Origin of the sequence: Sphingomonas sp. PP-F2F-A104-K0414 (assembly GCF_004340945.1) — a bacterium.
Taxonomy (GTDB): Bacteria; Pseudomonadota; Alphaproteobacteria; order Sphingomonadales; family Sphingomonadaceae; genus Sphingomonas.
On record NZ_SLYD01000002.1, the window covers coordinates 405246 to 427297 of the forward strand.

Sequence of the window (22052 nt, forward strand, 5' to 3'; positions counted from 1 at the left end):
CGAATATCAGCGCCCCCCGTAGCGCAGCCCCACCCAGATCGTCCGCGGCGTTGCGCGTTCGACGATGTTCGCGCCGCTAATCCCTGCCTCGACGCGCTCGTTGAATAGATTTTCCCCGCTTAGTTCGGCGACAAGCGAGCGCAGGATCGGCAGCGCGGCATAGGCATCCAGCGTCGTCGCGGCCCCAAGCACCCGCGTATTCTGGTCGTCGTCATACTGCCGGCCGACATGACGCACGGTCAGCGACAGCGCCGCCGCATCGCGCCGCCAGTCGACCGTTCCCGACACCTGGTCGCGTGGGGTCTGCGCCGGTCGCAATCCGTCCAGAGCGGCGGTGATCCCCGAACCCTCGACCTTCGAGTTCGTGTGCGACCAAGACGCCTGCACGCCCAGCGGACCCGATCGATACGCCGCATCCAGCTCGAACCCGTGCGCGCGAATGGCGTCGAGGTTCTGGCGAACGCGGTAGGTCGTCACCCCCGGCAATACCTGCGTCGGCGTGGTCGTCGTGACGTTCGCCACGGCGTCCTTCAACCGGTTGTAGAAATAGGTCGCGGCGATGCTCACACCCGGTGCCGGCGTCAGCGTGACGCCACCCTCGACCCCGGTCAGTCGCTCCGGCGACAGCAACGCGTTCGCCGCGGTCGCATCATTGCCGACCCGGAACGGCCGGTACAGTTCGTTGAGCGTCGGCAATCGCCATCCGCGATAGCCGGCGGCCCGCAGCGTGATCGCCTCGACCGGCTGGTACGCGACGCCCGCGCGCCCAGTCGTCTCGCTGCCGTCGCGGTTCGCATAGCGCAGGTTGGTCAGCGCCGCGCCGGTCGCCAGCGGCCGTTCCGTCAGATAGCCGCCATCGATCGACCACCAATCGACCCGCCCGCCTAGACTGAACGTAAAGTCGCCCGCGACGAGGCTCCCATCGGCGAAGACGCCGGTCGTCGTCGTACTCCCGCCCGCCTCGCGCCGCCGCGTCGGCGCCGCGTTGACGAACGTGTAGAGCTCCTGCGTCTTGCCGCTCACGTCGCGGATATCCGCGCCCAGCCTGAGCGTGATGCTCTCGCCCAGCGGTGGCGCGATCTCGATCCGCCCGCCAAGCCCGGTGGCCGGCGTATTATATTGGTTCAGCGACTGGATCGCGGTCGTGCGCGCGGCATTGATACTGTTGAAGCTGCTCGCGAACGCGCGCGTCTGCAGATACGCCAGCGCCGAATAGCCCCAACGCCCGCGCCCGATCAGCCGGACGCTAGCATCGGCGCCCTCGCTCTTGTTGTCGGTAAAGTCGCTCCCCCGGTCGCGCCGATCGGTGAACGCGCTCGCATTCATCTGCAATTCGGTCTTCGCGCCGATCCCGACGACGGTCCGCAGCGCGCCCGACGCCTGCTCGTACGGCGCGGCACGATCGACGATCCCGCGGCTCTCCGCGACGGTCGGCGTAAAGCCGTCACCGCGCGCGTACGCGCCCGACACGGTCGCAAACCCCGACCCGCGCACCAGCGCCGCCGACCCTTGCGCATCGACCGAATCGCGGCTGCCATAGGCGACGCTGCCCTGGAACGGTGTCAGGTCGTCAGGCGTCGCGCTCTCCAGTTCGACCGTTCCGGCCAGTGCGCCCGGTCCCTGATAGCCGCTGCCACCGCCGCGCGTCACGCGGATGCGCCCTAGCCGCCCCGTCGCATAGGCCGGGAATGCGACCCAGCCGCCGAACGGATCCGCCTGCGGCACGCCGTCGAAGATCAGCAGCGCGCGACTGGAGGCGTTGCCGCCGATCCCGCGTAGCGAAATCCCCTGGCTGGTCGGGTTGGCACTGCGTGAGTCCGAGCGGCGAAACTGCTGCAACCCGGCGACGTCGGCCAGCACGCTCTCCAGCCGATTGCTCGCATTCGCCTGGATCCGGTCGCGCCCGATCGTGACGATCGAATAGGCGCGGTCGCCGGGTGCGTCGGCCAATCCGCGCCCGGTCACGACGATCTCGGCCGGACTGTCGGCGGCGGGCGGCGGCACGTCGGACTGCGCAAGCACGGCGCCAGGCGACAGCAGGGCGCTGGATGACAGGATAGCGGTGGCGGAAATCGAGAAGCGGATCATCCGTGCCGCATGACAGCTTTTCACGATACCGGAAGGTCGGAAACGCCCAGACAGCAAAAAGCCCCGCTAACCCAAGGGTTAGCGGGGCTTTCTATGGTGGGCGTGGCAAGGATTGAACTTGCGACCCCTGCGATGTCAACACAGTGCTCTACCACTGAGCTACACGCCCGCCGGAGCGCTCCACTAGCCGCGCTTATCGCGGGGTGCAAGCGCTCAATGCATGCCGGTGACATTATCCATCTCGAACAGCCGATCGACCTCGGCGACCAGGTCGCGCAGGTGGAACGGCTTCGACAGGACGCGGGCCTGCGGCATCGCCCGCCCGGCCTTCAGGGTGACTGCCGCAAAGCCGGTGATGAACATCACGCGCAGGTCCTTGCACATCTCGCCGGCCTTCTGCGCCAGTTCGATCCCGTCCATCTCGGGCATCACAATATCGGTGAGCAGCAGGTCGAACGTCTCGGTCTCGAGCAGCGGAATCGCCGCGGTCCCGCGGTCCACGGCGGTGACGGCATACCCAGAGCGCTCGAGCGCCCGCGTCAGATATTCGCGCATGACCTGATCGTCCTCGGCCAGCAGAATTCGCAACATCGATCTAAAGTCCTGTTTTCACGCGTACATTGACGCGCTTTCCCTACGCGCAAAGTGGTTAACATTTCCAGATCGATTGCCCGTTCCGACGCGTCGCCCTAGCGTGCTTGCCATGTCATCGCCCCCCTTCGAGCGCTTGCCCCCTTTCGAACACCAAGATACCGCGCCGCCGACCAGCCCGGTCGTGATCTCCGTACCCCATGCCGGACGCGACTATCCGCTCTCGCTCAAGACCGCGTTGCGCGTGCCGTTGGCGGCGCTGCTGCCGCTCGAGGACCGGCTGGTCGATGCGGTGGCACGGAGCGCGCGGACGGATCAGGCGATGATCATCCAGCGGCGTGCGCGCGCCTGGATCGATCTCAACCGCGGTGAAGACGAACGCGACGCCCAACTCGACGAAGGCGCGCGATCGATCCCGCCCGCGCAGCAGTCAGCCAAATTGCGCAGCGGCCTTGGCCTGGTGCCGCGCCGCGTCTCGGGCGCCGGCGACCTGTGGGCACGCCGCTTCACCGATGCCGAAGTGACCGCGCGGATCGTCGACGACCACCGGCCCTATCACGCAGCGGTCGCGGCCGCGTTGCAGGCGGCGTATGCGCGGTTCGGGGTGGCGGTGCTGCTCGACGTGCATTCGATGCCCCCGCTCGGCCCTGGTGGGACGCGGATCGTGCTCGGCGATCGGTTCGGCCATGCCGCCGCGCCACGCTTCGTCGACCGCGCCGAAACGGTCTGCGCCGCGCATGGCTTTTCGGTCGCGCGCAACACGCCCTATGCGGGTGGGCATATCCTCGAACGCCATGCCCGCCCCGACCTGGGCATCCATGCGATCCAGCTCGAGCTCGACCGCACCATCTATCTCGATCGCAAACTGCACGCACCGGGTGCCGGTTTCGCGCGGGTGGTGGATATGGTGGGCGCGATGCTTGCCGCGCTTGCCGACGAGGCCCTTTCGACACCGCTTGCCGCGGCGGCCGAATAGGCCTCGCCTGATCCCAACTGGCAGGCCGATCAGTCGGTCAACGCATCGAGCAACGCCTCGACCTGCGCGGCACGCTCGACCGGATCCGCCACCGCCCGTTGCGCGATCCAGCGACCGTTCTTCTCGACCAGATCCGCAAGCGGCGCGTCGGCGCGACGGTCGTTCGGGGTGAACGCGATCGCGGCAGGACCGGCGTCGATCCGCCGGATACCCGCAGCACACGCGCGCAACCGTATCCGCGCCAGCAACAGCAGCCGACGCGCCGAATCGGGTACCACACCGAAGCGATCCTCCAGCTCCGCTTCGAACTGGTCGAGCGCCGCGACGTCCTCCAGCCGTGCCAACCGCCCGTAGAGCGACAGACGCACCTCCTCCTCGGGTATCCAGGTGTCGGGCAGGCTGCCGCCGACCCCGAGGTGCAGGTCGGGCACCCAGTCGTCGACCGCCTCCCCCCGCGCCAGCCGCAACGCACGGCCAAACAGATGCTGGTACAGGTCGATCCCGATCAGCTTCATATGCCCCGCCTGTGCCTCGCCGACGAGGTCGCCCGCACCGCGCAGATCGAGATCGCGTGCGCTGATCGCGAAGCCTGCGCCGAGCCGGTCGAACGCCTGCAACGTCCGCAGCCGCTTCAGCGTCGCCTCGGCGATCGTCGCATCGCCGTCGGTCAACAGCATCACCTGCCCCCGTCGCCCGCCGCGCCCGACCCGGCCACGCAACTGATGGAGCTGTGACAGGCCGAACCGGTCGGCGTGATGGACGATCATCGTGTTGGCGCGCGGCACGTCGAGCCCCGCCTCGATGATGTTGGTGGCGAGCAGCACATCGCCGTCGCCGGCCGCAAAGCCGACCATTGCCTCATCGATCTCGGCCGCAGGCATCTTGCCATGCGCCTGGACGAGCCCGAGTTCGGGCACCAGCTTGGCCAGCTTTGCGGCGAGCGGCGCCATGTCGTCGATCCGCGGCACCACGACGAAGCTCTGCCCGCCGCGCGCGCGTTCGCGCCGAAGCGCAGCGCGGACGGTGGCATCGTCGAAGCTGGCGACCGCGGTGCGGATCGGCTGGCGGCGCGCGGGCGGGGTGGCGATCACCGACATGCCCTGAAGCCCGATCATCGCCGATTGCAGCGTCCGCGGGATCGGCGTCGCGCTGAGCGTCAGCACGTGACCGGCCCCGAGCGTATGCAGCTTGGCTTTGTCGGCCGCCCCGAACCGCTGCTCCTCGTCGATCACGACCAGCGCGAGATCCTTATAGGCGACTCCCTTGCCGGCGATCGCCCCGGTGCCGATGACGACGCCGATCGAGCCATCCGCGAGCCCCGCCTTCACACGCGCCTTTTCCGCCGTGCTCGACAGGCGGGACAGCCCGGCGACGACTACGCCGGTCCCTTCGAAGCGCCGCGCGAAGGTCTCGATATGCTGCCGGACGAGGACGGTCGTCGGCGCGGCGATCGCGACCTGTCGGCCCGACAAGGCAACCGCCGCCGCCGCGCGCAAGGCGATCTCGGTCTTGCCGTAGCCGACATCGCCAATCACCAGCCGGTCCATCGGCTTGCCGCTGGCCAGGTCCGCCAGCGTGGTCGTGATCGCGCGTGCCTGATCCGGGGTCTCGGTGAACGCGAAGCCGGCGGCGAAGCGTTCATAGGCCGCGCGGTCGGGGACGATCGGGTCAGTGGTGCGCGCCGCGCGCTCCGCCGCGATCGCCGCAAGATCACGCGCGCTTTCGGCGATCGCCGCATCGATCGCGCCACGTCGCTTCTGCCACGACGAACCGTCCAGCGCGTCGAGAGTCACGGCGTCGGCATCCGCGCCATAGCGCCAGATCCGATCGGCTTCCGCCACCGGCACGAGGCGGCGGCCGTCCTTGGCATAGCCCAGCACGATCGCGTCACCGCCCGCGTCGGGCAGCGCCTCAAGCCCGCGGACGATGCCAATACCGAACTCCTCGTGGACCACGACGTCGCCGCAGCGCAGTTCGCTCGACAGGCCGGCCAGCGCGCCAAGGCCGCTTGCACCGATCTCGTCGCCGCGGGCGCGGCCGCCAAGCAGGTCGGCGCCCGCGATGACGGTGGCGCCGGGCGCCACGAAGCCGCGGTCGATCGGCGCGACCAACAGCATCGCGCTGCCGGGCTTGGCCGCGGCGACGTCCGACCATCGCTCGATCGCCGTGAACGCGATCTTGGTGCGATGCTCGAGCCGCGGCTGGAGGAACCGCAGGTCGCGCGGCGAGCCGACCAGGACGAGACGCGAATCGGCAAGCACGTCGCGCGCGAGCTTGGCAAACGCGCGGGCGGGATCGCGGTGCTCGACGAAACGGGGCGACGGCGTGTCGCCCGGATCGATCGCGACCATGTCACGCTTGGCGACCGCCGCATCCCAAGACCGGGTCGCGACCAGATCGGCACTGGCCTTGCGACGCGGCAGGCCATCGGCGGCAAGATCCATGAACCGCGCGCGCCGGCGATCGACGCCGGGGTCGCACGCGATTGCAGCGTCAGGCAGATGCGCGAGGAGGGCCACCCCCTTCTCGACCACGGGCTCGGTCGCGCGGCCAACCTCGATACAGGCGATATCGGCTGATCCCAATTGCGAGACGGGATCATATTCGCGCAACGCGGTAATCCGGCCTTCGGCGAATTCGATGCGGACGGGGGTCGCACGATCGGCGGGAAAAATGTCGATGACGTTGCCGCGCACCGCGATCTCGCCCGGCTCGTCGATCCGATCGTCGACGATGTAACCGATCTCCGCTGCGGTCGCCGCGAACGCCTCGACGTCGATCGTATCGCCTACCGTGAGCCGGGGCGGGGCGGCGTCGAACATCGCCGGCTCAGGGTAGCGTACGGCGGTCGCCTCGGCGGTGGTCACCAGCAGGACCGGCCCGGTATCGCCCAAGGTCGCCGCGCGCACGCGACGCAGGGCCGCCACGCGCAATCCGACATTGGCCGGCGACGCGGGCGCGTCGTCACCGGGTAAGGCATCGCTCGACGGCAACTGGACGACCGCCGCGTCGGGCACCAGCGCCGTGGCGATCGCCGCAATATCGGTCGCGCGCTGATCATCCAGCGCGACGTAGACGAGATCACCCTGTGCGAGCCGATCGGCGATTGCCGCCGCGATCGCCGCAGGGGGCGCTGCAAGGAGCGCGGCCGGTATGATGCCGGTTTCGGTCTCGGCCTGACGGCTGGTTTGAAGCACACGCATTCCTCTCGCTGGTCCGAACTGAACGAGACGCATCGACGCGTGTTCCTGCGACGCTATCCTCGATCAGTGCGTTTGCCGGTGGATGCTGCCGATGCGTGTCGCCGTCGAGGGGCTCGACGCGGTCGGTGCTGGACATCGAAGATTTGTCGTATAATTCCGGCGATCAATACCGTTGCATCGCGACGGGAGTGAGGTGGCGAACATGACGTCTTTCATCGCGGTCGACTGGGGCACCTCGAACCGCCGCGCGTTCCGGATCGAGGCGGGGCTCGTCATTGCCTCGGAACGCGACGATCGCGGCGCAGCGACGGTCGCGCCTGCGGACTATGCGGCCGAGGTCATGGGCATCCGTGACCGGCTTGGCGACCTGCCGATGCTCCTCGCGGGGATGGTCGGCTCGACCATTGGCTGGCGTAGCGTGCCGTATGTCGCAGCACCCGCCGGGCTCGCCGAGATCGCCGCCGCGGTCCACCGGATCGACGACCGGACCGCGATCGTGCCGGGGCTGTCGTACCGCGACGGGCTGCATGCCGACGTGATGCGCGGCGAAGAGGTGCAGTTGCTCGGTGCGGTCGCCGCCGGGCTGGTGCCGGCCGACGCGATGCTCTGCCAGCCCGGCACGCACTGCAAATGGGCGACGATCGAAGCGGGCGCGATCACCCGCTTCACCACCGCGATAACCGGCGAACTCTTCGCGCTGTTGCGGACGCACGGCATCCTCGCCAGCCAGCTCGGCCATCCGGTCGAACCCGGTGCAGCGTTCCGCGACGGCGTCGCCGAGGGCGCGAAACGCGATCTGGCCGCCAGCCTGTTCGCGATCCGCGCGCGCGGGGTGCTCGGGATCGCCGACGACACGCACGCCGCGTCGTTCGCGAGCGGTCTGCTGATTGGGGCGGATACCGCGGCACGGATCGAGCGCGGCACGACGGTGCACATCCTCGCCGACCCGGCCCTCGGCGCACTCTATGCAGATGCGATCGATGCGCTCGGCGGCACCTCGCACCATATCGACAGTCAGGCCGCGTTCGTCGCCGGCATCACCCGCATTCAGGATCTTGCAGCATGACCACGCACCGCCAAGCTTTCGACGACGCCTTTGCGAAGTGCCCGCTGATCGCGATTCTGCGCGGGGTCAAACCGGAGGAGGTCGAGGCGATCGGCGAGGCGCTGGTCGAGGCCGGCTTCACGATCCTCGAAGTGCCGATGAACTCGCCCGAGCCGCTCGACAGCATCGCTCGCCTCGCGCGCACGCTGAAGGGTCGCGCGGTCGTCGGCGCGGGCACGGTGTTGCGTGTCGAGGATGTGGAGGCGGTCGGCGCGGCCGGCGGCACGCTGATCATCGCGCCCAACGCGAATGTGCGGGTGATCGCGGCGGCCGCGGAGAAGGGCTATGTCGCGCTCCCCGGCATCGCCACGCCGACCGAGGCGTTCGCGGCGCTGGAGGCAGGTGCTGCGGCACTGAAACTCTTCCCCGCCGAGGCCGCCAGCCCCGCCGTGCTGAAGGCGATGCGCGCCGTCCTCCCCAAGGATACGCGCGTTCTGCCGGTCGGCGGAGTCGTGCCGGAGATCATGGCGGAATGGCGCAAGGCGGGGGCCGCGGGGTTCGGTCTGGGCTCGGCGCTGTATGCGCCGGGGATGACCGCGGCGGATGTCGGCGCGCGGGCGCGCGGGTTTATCGAAGCGCTGAAGGCGGAGTAGCGCCGTACCGGTTGGCGTCGCTGAAGCTGGGCGTAGCGTACGCTAGGCCGCGCACACCCGTTCGTCACCCCAGCGAAAGCTGGGGTCTCCCGGTTCGGGTCTTCTGCGCGACAACATGGATACCCCAGCTTTCGCTGGGGTGACGGAGGGAGCGACCGATTGGGGCTCACGATCGACCCGCTATCGTCTTTGCAGCGCGTTGGGTTTGGGGCGGCGCAGCGCCGCACCGGTCGAGCTGGGCACAGCGTACGCTAGGCCGCGCACCCCGTTCGTCACCCCAGCGAAAGCTGGGGTCTCCTGGTTCGGGTCTCCCGCGCGACAACAGGGATACCCCAGCTTTCGCTGGGGTGACGGAGGGGGCAACCGATCGACCCGCTATCGTCTTCGCAGCGCGTTGGGTTTAGGGCGGCGCGATGATGTTCGCCGACCAGGACCGAGACCTCGCCAATCTGGCCGCCGCCGACCGCTATCGATCGCTCCGCCCGCGCACCGGCATCGACTTCGCCTCGAACGACTATCTCGGGCTCGCCGGGTCGGACCGGCTGCGCGCCGCGATGATCGACGCCTTGTCGAGGGGCGTACCGGTCGGCTCGGGCGGCTCGCGGCTTTTACGCGGCAATGCGCCCGAGCATGAAACGCTGGAAGCGGAGGCCGCGCGGTTCTTCGGGACCGAGGCGGCATTGTTCTTTGCCAGCGGCTACATCGCCAACACGATCCTGTTCGCGACATTGCCCCAGCGCGGCGACCTGATCGTCCACGACGCACTGATCCACGCCAGCGCGCACGAGGGTATGCGCCTCACGCGAGCGAGTTGCGTTAGCGCGGCGCACAATGATGCCGATGCGTTCGCAGATGCGATTACCGCATGGCGCGCGACGGGTGGCACGGGCCGCGTATGGATCGCGGTCGAGAGCCTCTACAGCATGGACGGCGACCGCGCGCCGCTCGCCGATCTCGCGCACGTCGCGGACCGCCACGACGCGATCCTGCTGATCGACGAAGCGCATGCGACCGGGGTATTCGGCACCGACGGCCGTGGCCTGGCCGAAGGACTCGACGGACGCGCGAACGTCATCACCCTGCGGACCTGCGGCAAGGCGCTCGGCTGCGAGGGCGCGCTGTTGTGCGGGCCGGCGGTGATGCGCGAATTCATCGTCAATCGCGGCCGCGGGTTCATCTTCTCGACCGCATCGTCACCACTGATGGCGCTGGCAGTCGGTGAGGCGTTGCGGATCATGGCCGACGAACCCGCGCGGCGGGACCAGTTGTGGGGCCTGATCGCGACGGCGGAGCGCGTGCTGGTGCCGCACGGTGTCGTGGCGACCGGGTCGCAGATCCTGCCACTGGTACTCGGCGATGCGGCACGGACGATGCGTGTCGCGAGCGCGATCCAGGCGGCGGGGTTCGACGTGCGCGGCATACGGCCGCCGACCGTGCCCGAGGGGACGTCGCGATTGCGGATATCGTTGACGCTGAACGCCACCGCGGCAGATATCGCGGCTTTGGGAACAATATTGGGAGAGGCGCTGCAATGACGATCGTGGTCACCGGAACGGACACCGATATCGGCAAGACCGTGTTCGCCGCGGGCCTGACCGCAGCGCGCGGCGCGCGCTATTGGAAGCCGGTGCAGGCCGGGCTCGCGGATGGCAGCGATGCGGCTTCGGTCGTTACCTTGGGCGTTCCCGCAGACCACGTCCTGCCCGAAGCCTACCGGCTGACCACGCCGTGCTCGCCGCATCTCGCCGCCGAGATCGATGATGTGACGATCGATCCCGAGCGGCTAACGCTTCCCGAAGTCGATGGCCCGCTGGTGGTCGAGGGCGCGGGCGGCGTGATGGTCCCGGTGACGCGCGACCTGATCTTCGCCGACCTGTTCGCGCGATGGGGCAAGCCGGTCGTGCTCGTTGCGCGCACCGGGCTCGGCACAATCAACCACAGCCTGCTCTCGATCGAGGCGTTGCGGAGCCGCGGCGTACCGATCCTCGGCATTGCTTTCATCGGCGACGCGGTCGAGGACAGCGAGGCGACGATCGCCGCACTCGGCAAGATCCGGAGGCTAGGCCGCTTGCCCCGCCTCGATCCGTTGAACGCCGCGACGCTGGCCGCGGCGTTCGCCGCGAATTTCGACCTGGAGGCGTTCCGGTGAGCGACTCCCCCGTCTGGCATCCGTTCACGCAGCACGGCCTGCGCGAGCCGATCCCGCTCGTCACGCATGCCGAGGGCGCCGCACTCTACACCTCGGATGGCCGGCGGATCGTCGATGCGATCTCGTCCTGGTGGGTGACCACGCATGGCCATGCCAACCCGAAGATCATGGCGGCGATCGCGGAGCAGGCGGGCAAGCTCGACCAGATCATCTTCGCCGGCTGGACGCACCAGCCTGCCGAGGACCTCGCGCGCGGACTGACCGCGATCATGCCGCCCGAATTGACCCGCGTGTTCTTCTCGGACTCCGGCTCGACCAGCGTCGAGTGCGCGCTGAAGATGGCGCTCGGCTATTGGCTCGATCGCGGCGAGGATCGCCACCGTATCCTGGTGATGGAGCACGGCTATCACGGCGACACGATCGGCGCGATGTCGGTCGGCGCGCGCGGCGTGTTCAACCGGGCGTACGAACCGCTGCTGTTCGATGTCGGCACTATCCCCTTCCCCGCCGCGGGGCTCGAGCAGGCGACGCTCGACGCGCTCGAGAAGGCTTGCGCCGCGCACCCGGCCGCGTTCATCGTCGAACCGCTGCTGCTCGGCGCGGGCGGGATGCACATCTATCCCGCGCACATTCTCGCCGAGATGCGGCGGATCTGCGCGCGCCACGACGTGCTGTTCATCGCCGACGAGGTGATGACCGGCTGGGGCCGCACGGGCAGTTTGCTCGCCTGCGAACAGGCGGGCGTGGTGCCCGATATCCTGTGCCTGTCGAAGGGGCTGACCGGCGGCGCGATCCCGCTCGCGGTGACGATGGCGACCGAGGCGATCTACCAGGCGCATTACGGGACCGACCGGTCGCGGATGTTCTTCCACTCGTCGAGCTACACCGCCAACCCGATCGCCTGCGCCGCCGCCAACGCGAATCTGGCGATCTGGCGCGACGAACCCGTGCGCGAGCGGATCGCAGATCTCGCCGCCCGCCAGGCGTCAAGGCTGGAGACGCTCGCCCGGAACCCCCGCATCGCCAACGCGCGCCAGATCGGCACCATCACTGCGGTCGAGTTGCGCGGCGAAGACGGCTATCTGTCGCAGATCGGGCCGCGTCTGCTCGCCTTCTTCGGCGCGCGCGACCTGCTGCTCCGGCCGCTCGGCAACACCGTCTACGTCATGCCACCCTATTGCATCGACGACGCCGATCTCGACCGGATCTATGCAGCGATCGGCGAGGCGTGCGACGTGCTGGGGCAAGACTCCTGACGTTTTTGCTGCGGTGCAGCAACAAATGATGTACGTCCCACGTTGAGATAAGATCGCGGCCTAGTACGCCTTGCGACGAAAGGCTCGATTCACGTGAGAAACATCGCCGACACCATCGCCCGCATGGCCCGCGCCGGGGCCCCCACGCCGCGCACCACCGCGCCTAGCCGCCTGACGCCGTTGGTCGAGTTCGGGACCAATCCGGGGGCCTTGCTCGGGTACGCCTATGTGCCCGCCGACCTTCCCGCGAACGCGCCGTTGGTCGTCGTCCTGCACGGCTGCACGCAGACCGCGGCGGGCTATGATCACGGGTCGGGTTGGTCGCAGCTTGCCGATCGCGCCGGCTTCGCGCTGCTGTTTCCCGAGCAGACGCGCGCGAACAATCCCAATCTCTGCTTCAACTGGTTCGCGTCCGAAGATACCGCACAAGCCGGCGGTGAAGCCGAATCGATCGCGCAGATGACCGAGACGATGATCGCACGCCACGGCCTCGATCGCAGCCGCGTGTACGTTACCGGGCTGTCGGCGGGCGGAGCTATGACGGTTGCGATGCTCGCCACGCGACCCGACCTGTTCGCGGGCGGGGCGGCGATCGGCGGGCTTGCGTACGGCACCGCGACCGGCGTGTCGCAGGCGCTCGACCGGATGCGCGGGCATGGCGATACGAGCGATACGGCTTTGATCGACAAGGTTCGCAGCGGCGCGCGCGGCCATGACGGGGCGTGGCCGACGCTGGCGATTTGGCACGGCGGCGCGGACGCGACGGTCAGCGTCGCGAATGCGGACACGATCGCGCGGCAATGGCGCGGTATCCACGGCGTCGATGCGAACGCGGTACGCACGGAACGCGTCGGCACCGCCGTCCACCGGATCTGGTCGGACGCGCAAGGGCGCGACGTGGTCGAGGACTGGACCGTGCCGGGCATGGGTCACGGCACGCCGATCGATCCGTTGCGCGGCGAGCGTCTGGGGGCCGCGGGCCCGTTCATGCTCGATGTCGGGATTTCGAGCACGGCGGTGATTGCGAAATCTTGGGGGCTGGTTGCGGCGGCGAAGGCGGAGACTGCGGCAAAGTCGGTGCCGATCGAACGGGCCGCGAAGATCGCGATCCCGGTCTCGTCGAAGCCCGCGGCGAAGCCTCTGCCGGAGCCCCCTGGCGGTATCCAAGCTACGATCGAGAACGCCCTCCGCGCCGCCGGGTTGATGCGGTAGCGTTCCGGCTGAGAGCACCGATACGGTCGACAACGCCGTTTCTTCGAGGCCAGGATTTGCCACCGGTCACCCCCCTGCAAAGCCTTAACCGCTGCATAGCCGTCGCCTCAAAATATCCGTCACCCCAGCGGAAGCTGGGGTATCCTGCGGGGCAGATGACAATCGCCACGACGATGATATCCCAGCTTTCGCTGGGATGACGGAATTGGCGTAACACGCATCTTTTTAAGTCACGCGGTTACTCGATCGTCCCCGTCACCCGTCACAAGCCGGATCGCCGCATCAATCCTCCCCCGCCAGGGGGAGGTGGCTGGCGCTTGCCAGACGGAGGGGGAGGAAAGGGAAACAACTGTTTCGTGTCCTCCCCCTCCGTCGCCTTCGGCGCCACCTCCCCCTTGCGGGGGAGGATTGGTTGCTCCGGCAGCGACGCAGCGTCCCCATACGATGATCGACTTGCCGCCCAACCCGGGTAAAGCCGCTACATGACCTCGCCCCCGCCGCGCCCCTGGCGCACCGAATTCGCGGCCACGCTGAAGCTCGCCTGGCCGCTGGTCGCGACCAATCTCGCGCAGGCGCTGGTCGGTGCGACCGACGTGGCGATGCTGGGGCGGCTCGGGCCCGACACGCTGGCGGCGGCGACGCTTGGGCTGAACCTCTACCTCGTCTTCCTCGTCTTCGGCATGGGCCTGACGACCGCCGCGGTGCCGATGATCGCGCGCGAGCGGGGTGCGCGGCCGCATGCGGTGCGCGATATCCGGCGGACCGTACGCCAGACCATATGGGTCGCCGCCACGCTCTGTATCCCGTCGTGGATCGTGCTGTGGAATGCCGAAACGATCCTCGTCCACCTGCTCGACCAGGATCCGAAGCTTGCACACGAGGCGGCGAGGTTCGTCCGCGCAGTGATGTGGGGGATGCTGCCGAGCCTCGCCTTCCTCGTGCTGCGCGCGTTCGTCGCCGCGCTCGAGAAACCGGCATGGTCGCTGGTGGTGATGGTCGGGCTGCTAATCGTCAACGCCGGGCTCAACTGGCTGCTGATCTTCGGTCATGCCGGCCTGCCCGCGCTCGGCCTGCTTGGATCCGGCACCGCGAGCAGCATCGCCAACGGCCTCAGCTTCGTCGCGATGGCCGCCGTGATCGTCTACGCAAAGCCGTTCCGCCGCTATCGCCTGCTCGGCCGGTTCTGGCGCGCCGACTGGCCGCGATACCGTGCGGTGTGGACGCTCGGCCTGCCGATCGCGATCACGCTCGGGTTCGAATCGACCGTGTTCATCGCCGCGGTCTTCCTGATGGGCCTGCTCGGGACCGTGCCGCTCGCCGCGCACGCGATCGCGATCCAGATCGCCAGCGTCACTTTCATGGTCCCGCTCGGCATCGCGCAAGCCGCCACGATCCGCGTCGGTCTCGCGACCGGACGCGGCGACCGCGCGGGGATCGGCCGTGCCGGCTGGGCGGCGTTCGCGATCGGCGAAGGCTTCATGGTGCTCACCGCCGCGTTGCTGATCCTCGCGCCGCAACTCCTGATCGGCATCATCCTCGACGTCGATGCGCCTGCGAACGCGCCGGTCGTCGCGCTGGCGATCTCGCTGCTCGCGGTGGCCGCGGTGTTCCAGGTGGTCGACGGCGCGCAGGTGATCGGCGCGGGGATGTTGCGCGGGCTCGGCGATACGACGGTGCCAATGATCTTCGCGGCGATCGGCTATTGGGGGATCGGCATCGGTGTAGGCGCGTGGCTCGCATTCGGGCGCGGCTGGGGCGGGGTGGGGATATGGACCGGACTTGCGACCGGTCTGGCCGTGGTTTCGGTGCTGATGATGGCGCGATGGCACGCCCGCGAGCGGCTCGGCCTCGGTTGAGGCTCCACTGGCCCCGTTTCGCACTTATGACGGTACCGTTAACTCGTTGAGGGCGTTAACATACATTGCATCACGGGAGTCTAACATGTCCGACCAAGACCGTATCGTCGCGATCGGGCTCCTCACGCAGCGCGACGTCTTCGCGCTCGGCCACGATCTGTCACGCGTCTATCCGATCGACGAAGTGCCGTGCTTCGGCGCGCTGCTCGGGGCGATCGACGATGCCGACCGCGCGTTCCACCGCGCGCACGACGCCCGCCAATCGCTTGCCAATCCGCCGATCACGGTCGCAACATCGGCGCGATAGCGGCGTTCGACACCCGCTACCTTAGCGGAGATCGATCATGACGCATTTGCCTACCGAATTACTGCTGCTCGGCTGGTCGACGGTCTTGTTGTTCGCGTACGTCATGATCCAGGGCCAAACCGCCACGCGCGACCGCGGGCTCGACTGGAACGCGGGGCCGCGCGATGGCGAGCAGAAGCCGCTCGGCGAGATGGCGGGCCGCGCGGAACGCGCGCTCAAGAACTTCCAGGAAACCTACCCCGTGTTCGTCGCGCTCGCGCTGGGACTGGCCGTGTCTGATCGTACCGGCGGTATCGGTACGATTGGCGCATGGCTCTGGTTCGGCGCACGGATCGCCTATATCCCGCTGTATCTGTTCGGCATCAAATATGTCCGCAGCCTGTGCTGGATGGTATCGATCCTTGGCCTGCTGCTGATGCTGATCCGCTTTCTCTGAGGCTCAGTCTCGTAACGTGCGAATGATCGCCGAGAAATCGAGGCCACCCTGCCCCGCCTCGGCGAACGCCTCGTAGCGCTCGGCAGCCTTCGCGCCCATTGGCGTATCCGCGCCAACGTCCTTTGCCGCGGCCATCGCGAGCCGCAGGTCCTTGAGCATCAGCGCCGTCGCGAAACCGCCCTGATAGTCGTGATCGGCGGGGGTATCGGGGCCGATCCCGGGCAATGGCGCATAGGTGGTCATCGACCAGCTCTGGCCCGAGGACACGCTGGCGATATCGTAGAAGGCCTGTGCGTCGAGCCCGAGCTTCTCCGCCAGCACGAACGCCTCGCAGGTCGCGATCATCGTCGCGCCGAGGATCATGTTGTTGCAGATCTTCGCCGCCTGCCCCGCGCCGTTCGCGCCGGCGTGAATGACCGCCTTGCCCATGTCGGCGAGGATAGCCTGCGCGCGGTCGAAGGCCTCCGCCGAGCCACCGACCATGAACGTCAGCGTGCCCGCATTGGCCGCGCCGATCCCGCCAGAGACGGGCGCGTCGACCGCGACGAGGCCCTTGGCCTGCGCGGCGGCGGCGACCTGCTTGGCGGTGGCGACGTCGATCGTCGAACAGTCGATCAGGATCGCGGACGGCGATGCGACCGCGAACAGCGCGTCGTACACCTCGGCGACATGCTTGCCGGCGGGGAGCATCGTCACGATCGCCTCGGCACCGTCGGCGGCTTCGGCAGCGGACGCCAGCGGCAGGCATCCGGCGGCCTTCGCCTTGTCCAACGCGTCCGTGCTCAGATCGAACGCGCGAACATCGTGGCCCTTCTTGGCGAGGTTCGCCGCCATGCCACCGCCCATGTTGCCGAGCCCGATGAAACCGATCCGTGCCATTGCTTATCCTCTTTAACGATCGTCATCCCAGCGAAAGCTGGGATCTTTGTGGGGCTAGCGTTTCGACCGCCAACGGGGAGACCCCAGCCTTCGCTGGGGTGACGGGGTTGATACGGACGTTTGTCGGATCACCTCCCCGTCCAGGTCCCGGCGCGCTTCTCGACGAATGCGGCCATGCCTTCGCTCTGGTCCGCGGTGCCGAACAGCCCGTGGAACAGCCGCCGCTCGAACTGGACGCCCATCGCCAGCCCCGTCTCGAACGCCGCGTTGACCATTTCCTTGTTCGCCAGCACCGCCAGCGGCGCCATCGCTGCGATCGTGGCCGCCGTCTTCACCGCCTCCTCGACCAGCTCGTCCGCCGGCACGATCCGCGAGACAAGGCCCGCGCGCTCCGCTTCCTCGGCATCCATCATCCGCCCGGTCAGGCACATCTCCATCGCCTTGGCCTTGCCGACCGCGCGCGTAAGCCGCTGCGATCCGCCCATCCCCGGCGACACCGCGAGCTTGATCTCGGGCTGGCCGAACTTGGCGGTATCGGCAGCGAGGATGAAGTCGCACATCATCGCCAGCTCGCACCCGCCACCGAGCGCATAGCCCGCCACCGCCGCGATCACGGGTTTGCGCGTCCGCGTGAAATTCTCCCAGCCGGCGAAGAAGTTGCTCGCGTACATCTCGGCAAAGCCCTGCGACTGCATCTCCTTGATGTCCGCCCCGGCCGCGAACGCCTTGGCCGAGCCGGTCAGCACCGCGCATCCCTGCGACGCATCGGCATCGAACGCGGCAAACGCGGCGATCAGGTCGGCGAGCACCTGCGAGTTAAGCGCGTTGAGCGCCTGAGGCCGGTTCAACGTGACAAGCGTAACGCCACCGCGCTGCTCGACGAGGATCGTTTCGTAGTCGGCCATTCCAAACCCTTCCAATTTCGTCACCCCAGCGAAAGCTGGGGTCTCATCTTTACCGGGAGACCCCAGCTTCCGCTGGGGCAACGTGTTTTCTGTTCAGCCCGGCGTCCACGCCTCATGCTCCGGCAACGGCGCGAAGATCTGGTCGATCACGTGATCGGTCACAGCCTCGGGCGTCGCCGGATCCCAGCGCGGCGCGTTATCCTTGTCGACGATCACCGCGCGCACGCCCTCAATAAAGTCATGCCGCTGCACGACATGCGCGCCAACCGCATATTCCTGCCGCATCTCGTCCGCGAAACTCGCCATCCCCGCGCCCTCGTGGAGCAGCCGGAGCGACACCTTCATCGTCTGCGGCGACTTGGTCTTCAGCGTCGCGAGAGTCTGAGTCGCCCACTCCCCACCATCGGCGTCGAGCGCGGCATAGATCTCCTCCAGCACGTCTGACGCGAACAGCCGGTCGATGTCATCCTTGCGCGCCAAGATCTTCGCGTCGGGTGCCGACGTGGCCAATGCGTCCAACACGCCCGCGATATCCTGCGGCGTCTCCGCGATCCGTGCCTTAGCGGTATCGAGCGTATCGCTCGCGAGAAAATGCGTCGCCAACCCGAGCGCGAGACACTCTGCACCATCGAGCCGGTGCCCGGTCAGCGCGAGATACTGCCCGATCCGCCCCGGCAGCCGCGACAGATACCAGCCGCCGCCAACGTCCGGGAACAGCCCGATCCCCGTTTCCGGCATCGCAAACTTGGTGTTATCGGTCGCAACCCGGAACCGGCACGGCAGCGCTAGCCCGACGCCGCCGCCCATGGTGATCCCGTCCATGAACGCGACGATTGGCTTGGCATAGGTGAACAGCCGGTGGTTCATCCGATACTCGGCGTGAAAAAACGCCCGCGCCTCGACGCCATCGGTCGCGCCCGACGCGGCGAGCATGCGGATATCCCCGCCAGCACAGAACCCGCGCCCCTCGGCATGATCGACGACGATCGCCTCGACCGCCGCGTCGCCACGCCACGCTTCCAGCGCCTCCAGCACGCCTTCGCACATCGCTAGGTTCAACGCGTGCAGCGCTTTCGGGCGGTTCAACCGAATCCGGCCGACAGGCCCTTTACTCTCGACGATCAGATCATCGGTCACGAGTTCACCTCCCGAACATCATCTCCGCGCCTCTGCGCCTCTGCGCCTCTGCGCCTCTGCGCGAACAAAAGACTTTTTCGCGCAGGGGCGCAGAGGCGCGGAGCAGAAGAAAGACTTGAACCTGCGCGGACTCACTGCCGCGTCAGTTCGCGACCGACGATCATCCGCATCACCTGGTTCGTCCCCTCGAGGATCGAATGCACGCGCAGGTCGCGCCAGAAGCGTTCGATCGGGTAGTCCTGCAGATACCCGTAGCCGCCATGCAGCTGTAGCGCGCGGTCGACCACCGACGAGCCCGTATCCGTCGCCAGCCGCTTCGCCATCGCCGCGAACTTGGTCTTGTCGGGCGCATTCGCCGTCACCTTGGCCGCCGCCATGTAGAGCAGCGCGCGCGCCGCTTCGAGTTCGGTCGCCATGTCCGCCAGCATGAACTGCGTGTTCTGGAAATCGGCGATCGGCTTGCCGAACTGCTTCCGGTCCCTGGTATACGCGATCGCCTCGTCGAGACACCGCTGTGCCCCCCCGAGCGAGCACGCGCCGATGTTCAACCGCCCGCCGTCGAGTCCCATCATCGCGATCCGAAAGCCCTCGCCCTCGCCGCCGACCATGTTCGCGGCCGGTAGGCGGACACCGTCGAAGATCACCTGACGCGTCGGTTGCGAATGCCAGCCCAGCTTCTTCTCGTTCGCGCCGAACGACACGCCCGGCATGTCCTTCTCGATCACGAGGCACGAGATACCCTTCGGACCGTCCTCACCGGTGCGGACCATCGTCACGTACACCTCGTTCTCGCCCGCACCCGAGATGAACTGCTTCGAGCCGGTCACGATCCAGTCGTCGCCATCGCGCACCGCGCGGGTCTTCAAAGCGGCGGCGTCGGAGCCGGAGCCCGGCTCGGTCAGGCAATAGCTCGCCAGCCGGTCCATCGTCACCAGGTCGGGGAGATACTTGTCCTTCACGCCCTGCGAGCCAAACCGGTCGATCATCCACGCCGCCATGTTGTGGATGCTGATGAAAGCGGACGTCGAAGGGCACCCGTAGGACATCGCCTCCATGATCAGCGCGGCTTCCAATCGCCCGAGCGCGATCCCCCCGCTTTCCTCGCTGACATAGATCGCCGCAAACCCGAGCTCGGCCGCAGCCTTGATCGTCTCGCGCGGAAAGATGTGCTTCTCGTCCCACTCGGCCGCATGCGGCGTGATCCGGTCGGCGGTGAACCGGCGTGCCAGCTCCTGGATTTCGCGCTGGTCGTCGGTGAGGTCGAACTGGTTGGAGGTGAACTGGTTCATCGTGGTCCTATCTCCGTCATGCCGGGCTTGACCCGGCACCCAGAGCCACGGACGCCGGTGTTCGTGGTTCTGGGTCCTGACGTGCGTCAGGATGACGATTGGGGTAAATGACGTGGATCGGCAACCGGCTGTCTACATCCTCGCAAGCTGGCGCAACGGAACGCTTTACATCGGCGTGACGTCCGATCTGATGGTGCGGGTCGCTCAGCACCGGGCAGGGTCTTTTGGTGGGTTTACCCGAATGTACGGCGTCAAACGGCTTGTCTGGTTCGAGATTGCCGACACGATGGAGGGCGCTATCGGACGCGAGAAGCAATTGAAGAACTGGCATCGCGCCTGGAAGATCGAATTGATCGAAGCTGACAATCCGACGTGGCGCGATCTGGCCGAGGACTTGGGATTCGGACCACTCCTCCAGCCGTCATCCCGGGCTTGACCCGGGACCCAGAGCCGCAAGCACCTACGCTTTTGGCTCTGGGTCCTGACGTTCGTCAGGATGACGGAGGAGGCAGACCGCAATCCAATCACCCCATCGTCGGGATAACGAACGCGTCGTTGTTGCGCGCCGGCCCGCCATCCTCGGCCATCGCCGGCAGCGCAGACCCATCCGGCCAGCGCTGCGTGATCGTCTTGACCTTGGTCCAGAACTTCACGCCTTCCATGCCGTGCTGGTTGGTGTCGCCGAACGCGCTGCGCTTCCAGCCACCAAACGTGTGATACGCCACCGGCACGGGAATCGGCACGTTGATGCCGACCATCCCGACGTTCACCCGCGCCGCAAATTCGCGCGCGGCGTGGCCGTTGCGCGTGAAGATCGCGACGCCGTTGCCGTATTGATGCTCGCTCGGCAGGCGTACCGCCTCCTCGAAGTCGGCGGCGCGGACGATCTGAAGGACGGGCCCGAAGATCTCCTCCTTGTACGCCGACATCTCAGTCGTCACGTGATCGAACAGCGACGGGCCGATGAAGAAGCCCTTCTCGTGCCCCTGCAACGCAAACCCGCGCCCGTCGACGACCAGTTCCGCGCCCTCGTCGACGCCGGTCTGGATCCAGTTCTCGATCCGGGTGCGGTGCGCCGCGTTCACCACCGGGCCGTAATGCGCGTCGTTGTCGGTCGACACGCCCACGCGCAACGCCGCGATCGCCGGGATCAACTTCTCGCGCAACGCAATCGCGGTCTTCTCGCCGACCGGCACCACCACCGGCAACGCCATGCAACGCTCGCCCGCGCTCCCGAACGCCGCGCCCGACAGGTCGGCGACGACCTGGTCGAGGTCCGCGTCAGGCATGACGATGCCGTGGTTCTTGGCGCCGCCCATCGCCTGGACGCGCTTGCCCGCCTCGACGCCGCGGCGGTATACGTAATGCGCGATATCGGACGATCCGACGAAGCTCACCGCGCTGATCGCCGGATGATCGAGGATCGCGTCGACCATCTCCTTGTCGCCGTGAACGACCTGGAAGATCCCCTCGGGCAGCCCCGCCTCGACGAACAATTCGCCGAGCCGCACCGGCACCGACGGATCGCGCTCGCTGGGCTTGAGGATGAACGCATTGCCCGTCGCGATCGCGACGCCCGACATCCACAACGGGATCATCGCCGGGAAGTTGAACGGCGTGATGCCGGCACCGATGCCGAGCGGCTGGCGCATCGAATAGACATCGATCCCCGGCCCGGCGCCCTGGGTATATTCGCCCTTGAGAATGTGCGGGATGCCGCAGCAGAACTCGATCACCTCGAGCCCGCGCTGGATATCGCCCTTCGAATCCGCGATCACCTTGCCGTGCTCGGACGAGAGCAGCCGCGCGAGCTCGTCCATGTTCGCCTCGACGAGCCGCTTGAACTCGAACATGACGCGGGCGCGGCGCTGCGGGTTGGTCGCCGCCCAAGCCGGTTGCGCCTTCTGCGCGGCGGCGACGACGCGGTCCAGATCGGTCGCGCCCGACAGCCGCACGCGCGCCTGCACCTCGCCCGAATTCGGGTCGAACACGTCGCCGAAGCGCTCGGCCGTGCTGGCCGCACCGCTCACGAAATTCTCGATCGTCCGCATGAGCATCCTCTTCTAGTTA

General features: G+C 67.7%; 19 protein-coding genes and 1 tRNA gene. 11 read left to right on the forward strand and 9 right to left on the reverse strand.

Annotated elements, in window-relative coordinates; all coding sequences use genetic code 11:
* Nucleotides 1-6: 6 nt before the first annotated feature.
* The 3 genes from C8J46_RS06045 to C8J46_RS06055 form a co-directional block, all read right to left on the reverse strand.
* Complete coding sequence (locus C8J46_RS06045) at nt 7-2088, reverse strand: TonB-dependent receptor (RefSeq protein ID WP_132736246.1); 2082 nt, start codon at nt 2086-2088, stop codon at nt 7-9.
* Between the two features lie 94 nt (nt 2089-2182).
* Nucleotides 2183-2257, reverse strand: a tRNA-Val gene (locus C8J46_RS06050).
* Nucleotides 2258-2301: 44 nt separating this feature from the next.
* Entirely contained in the window at nt 2302-2679 is a 378-nt protein-coding gene (locus tag C8J46_RS06055; protein WP_055881295.1) for a response regulator, read from the reverse strand.
* A gap of 112 nt (nt 2680-2791) precedes the next feature.
* Here C8J46_RS06055 and C8J46_RS06060 point away from each other — a divergent pair, with 112 nt between their 5' ends.
* Complete coding sequence (locus tag C8J46_RS06060; RefSeq protein WP_132736248.1) at nt 2792-3655, forward strand: N-formylglutamate amidohydrolase; 864 nt, start codon at nt 2792-2794, stop codon at nt 3653-3655.
* Nucleotides 3656-3684: 29 nt separating this feature from the next.
* On the opposite strand, the gene C8J46_RS06065 is transcribed toward C8J46_RS06060, so the two are convergent.
* Nucleotides 3685-6858 carry a TRCF domain-containing protein gene (locus tag C8J46_RS06065; protein ID WP_132736251.1) on the reverse strand — a complete coding sequence of 1058 codons (3174 nt, stop codon included), beginning with the start codon at nt 6856-6858 and terminating at the stop codon, nt 3685-3687.
* 202 nt (nt 6859-7060) lie between these two features.
* Here C8J46_RS06065 and C8J46_RS06070 point away from each other — a divergent pair, with 202 nt between their 5' ends.
* The 9 genes from C8J46_RS06070 (at nt 7061) to C8J46_RS06110 (ending at nt 15772) form a co-directional block, all read left to right on the forward strand.
* Nucleotides 7061-7924, forward strand: a complete 864-nt coding sequence (locus C8J46_RS06070; RefSeq protein WP_132736253.1) for a 2-dehydro-3-deoxygalactonokinase — start codon at nt 7061-7063, stop codon at nt 7922-7924.
* The gene (locus C8J46_RS06075; RefSeq protein WP_132736256.1) at nt 7921-8556 is read left to right on the forward strand and encodes a 2-dehydro-3-deoxy-6-phosphogalactonate aldolase; all 636 of its coding nucleotides are present in this window, start codon (nt 7921-7923) and stop codon (nt 8554-8556) included. The genes C8J46_RS06070 and C8J46_RS06075 overlap by 4 nt, the downstream gene beginning before the upstream one ends.
* 413 nt (nt 8557-8969) lie before the next feature.
* The gene (locus C8J46_RS06080; protein WP_132736258.1) at nt 8970-10091 is read left to right on the forward strand and encodes an 8-amino-7-oxononanoate synthase; all 1122 of its coding nucleotides are present in this window, start codon (nt 8970-8972) and stop codon (nt 10089-10091) included.
* Nucleotides 10088-10705, forward strand: a complete 618-nt coding sequence (gene bioD / locus C8J46_RS06085) for a dethiobiotin synthase (RefSeq protein ID WP_132736261.1) — start codon at nt 10088-10090, stop codon at nt 10703-10705. The genes C8J46_RS06080 and bioD overlap by 4 nt, the downstream gene beginning before the upstream one ends.
* A complete protein-coding gene (locus tag C8J46_RS06090; protein ID WP_132736264.1) occupies nt 10702-11961 on the forward strand; it encodes an adenosylmethionine--8-amino-7-oxononanoate transaminase in 1260 nt (419 codons plus the stop codon). Before bioD ends, C8J46_RS06090 begins: the two co-directional genes overlap by 4 nt.
* A 93-nt stretch (nt 11962-12054) precedes the next feature.
* Entirely contained in the window at nt 12055-13173 is a 1119-nt protein-coding gene (locus tag C8J46_RS06095; RefSeq protein ID WP_207894114.1) for a PHB depolymerase family esterase, read from the forward strand.
* Between the two features lie 482 nt (nt 13174-13655).
* Complete coding sequence (locus tag C8J46_RS06100; protein ID WP_132736267.1) at nt 13656-15029, forward strand: MATE family efflux transporter; 1374 nt, start codon at nt 13656-13658, stop codon at nt 15027-15029.
* Nucleotides 15030-15114: 85 nt separating this feature from the next.
* A complete protein-coding gene (locus C8J46_RS06105; protein WP_132736270.1) occupies nt 15115-15336 on the forward strand; it encodes a hypothetical protein in 222 nt (73 codons plus the stop codon).
* Between the two features lie 37 nt (nt 15337-15373).
* The gene (locus C8J46_RS06110) at nt 15374-15772 is read left to right on the forward strand and encodes an MAPEG family protein (protein ID WP_132736273.1); all 399 of its coding nucleotides are present in this window, start codon (nt 15374-15376) and stop codon (nt 15770-15772) included.
* Between the two features lie 3 nt (nt 15773-15775).
* On the opposite strand, the gene mmsB is transcribed toward C8J46_RS06110, so the two are convergent.
* From mmsB to C8J46_RS06130, 4 genes are all read right to left on the reverse strand, one after another.
* A complete protein-coding gene (gene mmsB, locus C8J46_RS06115) occupies nt 15776-16651 on the reverse strand; it encodes a 3-hydroxyisobutyrate dehydrogenase (protein ID WP_132736276.1) in 876 nt (291 codons plus the stop codon).
* Between the two features lie 128 nt (nt 16652-16779).
* On the reverse strand, nt 16780-17556 hold the full coding sequence (locus C8J46_RS06120; RefSeq protein WP_132736279.1) for an enoyl-CoA hydratase: 777 nt from the start codon (nt 17554-17556) through the stop codon (nt 16780-16782).
* A gap of 93 nt (nt 17557-17649) precedes the next feature.
* Nucleotides 17650-18693, reverse strand: a complete 1044-nt coding sequence (locus C8J46_RS06125; RefSeq protein WP_132736282.1) for an enoyl-CoA hydratase/isomerase family protein — start codon at nt 18691-18693, stop codon at nt 17650-17652.
* A 131-nt stretch (nt 18694-18824) separates the two neighbouring features.
* Nucleotides 18825-19982 (reverse strand): acyl-CoA dehydrogenase family protein, encoded by a 1158-nt coding sequence (locus C8J46_RS06130; protein WP_132736285.1) that lies wholly within the window; start codon nt 19980-19982, stop codon nt 18825-18827.
* Nucleotides 19983-20094: 112 nt separating this feature from the next.
* Between C8J46_RS06130 and C8J46_RS06135 the strand changes: the two genes are divergently transcribed.
* Complete coding sequence (locus tag C8J46_RS06135) at nt 20095-20418, forward strand: GIY-YIG nuclease family protein (RefSeq protein ID WP_132736892.1); 324 nt, start codon at nt 20095-20097, stop codon at nt 20416-20418.
* Between the two features lie 88 nt (nt 20419-20506).
* Here the strand turns inward: C8J46_RS06135 and C8J46_RS06140 are convergent, their stop codons facing one another.
* Complete coding sequence (locus tag C8J46_RS06140) at nt 20507-22033, reverse strand: CoA-acylating methylmalonate-semialdehyde dehydrogenase (protein ID WP_132736288.1); 1527 nt, start codon at nt 22031-22033, stop codon at nt 20507-20509.
* Nucleotides 22034-22052 lie beyond the last annotated feature (19 nt).